At 41.2% G+C, this 1,120-nt stretch carries 1 protein-coding gene and 2 pseudogenes; 2 read left to right on the forward strand and 1 reads right to left on the reverse strand.

The genetic code is table 11. The features are described 5' to 3' along the window. Window positions 1-85: 85 nt before the first annotated feature. Window positions 86-331, forward strand: a pseudogene (locus F6K37_RS43775) (DUF4160 domain-containing protein). Further along, entirely contained in the window at window positions 303-569 is a 267-nt protein-coding gene (locus tag F6K37_RS43780) for a DUF2442 domain-containing protein (protein WP_008189761.1), read from the forward strand. The pseudogene F6K37_RS43775 and the gene F6K37_RS43780 overlap by 29 nt, the downstream one beginning before the upstream one ends. Window positions 570-824: 255 nt before the next feature. Here F6K37_RS43780 and F6K37_RS46035 read toward each other — a convergent pair. Continuing rightward, window positions 825-932 (reverse strand): annotated as a pseudogene (locus F6K37_RS46035) (type II toxin-antitoxin system HicA family toxin); the annotation flags it as partial. Between the last annotated feature and the right edge of the window lie 188 nt (window positions 933-1,120).

The raw sequence follows: 1,120 nt of genomic DNA on the forward strand, positions 1-1,120 counted from the left end.
GCGATCGCACTACCAGACGACTTGATCGTGCTGCAAGCCAAAGTTCAAGACATGGTAACCAGCATAGTGTTAGAATTATTCCATTATGCCAACAATTTTACGGATCGGTCCAAATCGTTTCTACTTTTATAGTCATGAGCCGAATGAACCGCCGCACATCCATATTGACCGTGATGCTTCATCTGCTAAATTCTAGCTGGAACCAGTCAGTCTAGCTAGCAATGTTGGTTTCAGTGCTAAGGAACTTCGGAAATTGCAAGGGATAGTCCAGGAAAATCAGAAAAATCTATTAGAGGCTTGGTATGGGTATTTTGGCAATTCGAGCGGATGAGAGAGTTAAGAATGTCTACTTTACTGAAGAAACCATTAGTGTTGATTTAATGGATGGCCGGAAAATTACCGTACCTCTAGTTTGGTACCCAAGGCTACTTAACGCCACACCCGATCAACGTTCAAATTGGGAAGTTTGCGGTGGTGGTTATGGCATCCACTGGAGCGACATAGACGAGGATTTGAGTACAGAAGGGATGCTGCGTGGTGCGCCAGCCCCATCCTCCAGAAATTTATGAGTTAATCGAGGTCAGGGACCCTAACGTTCAATGATTGGGGAAATTCAGAGGCGATCGAGTTCCCCCCAAATATTGGTATGTTGGACTTTGGACAAAGCACCCTAAGAATGACCCGATCAATAAGTTCATCTAATTGGTGTTTGGCTTGATTGCTCGTAATTGCTTTCATTTTGAGATAGTCATAGTTGTATACACCATAAAGATAACAGAAATTTACAGATTTTTTTTGTCAATAAAATCTACGGGCGATCGCACTTATTTGAGTTGATCAAATTCCTGATCACTAATTCCTAACTGCTTGAGTATTTCTCGAAATAACCAACCTCCAATCTCAGCATTACCATGAACAGGAATAGTGGTTGACCATTTTTGAATTCAAAATGCCAAATTCAAAATTCAAAATGAATCGCCTTCTAATTTTGAATTGTTTCCACAGGTGCGAGCCGTGGCGAATTTAATTCGCCAACGGAAAGCGCACCTAAGGATACAAGCCACCGAATTCATTGATAGGGTATTTTTTAATTTTGAATTGATAATTTTGAATTGGAGCG

This window comes from Moorena sp. SIO4E2 (genome assembly GCF_010671945.1).
Lineage (GTDB): Bacteria > Cyanobacteriota > Cyanobacteriia > Cyanobacteriales > Coleofasciculaceae > Moorena > Moorena producens.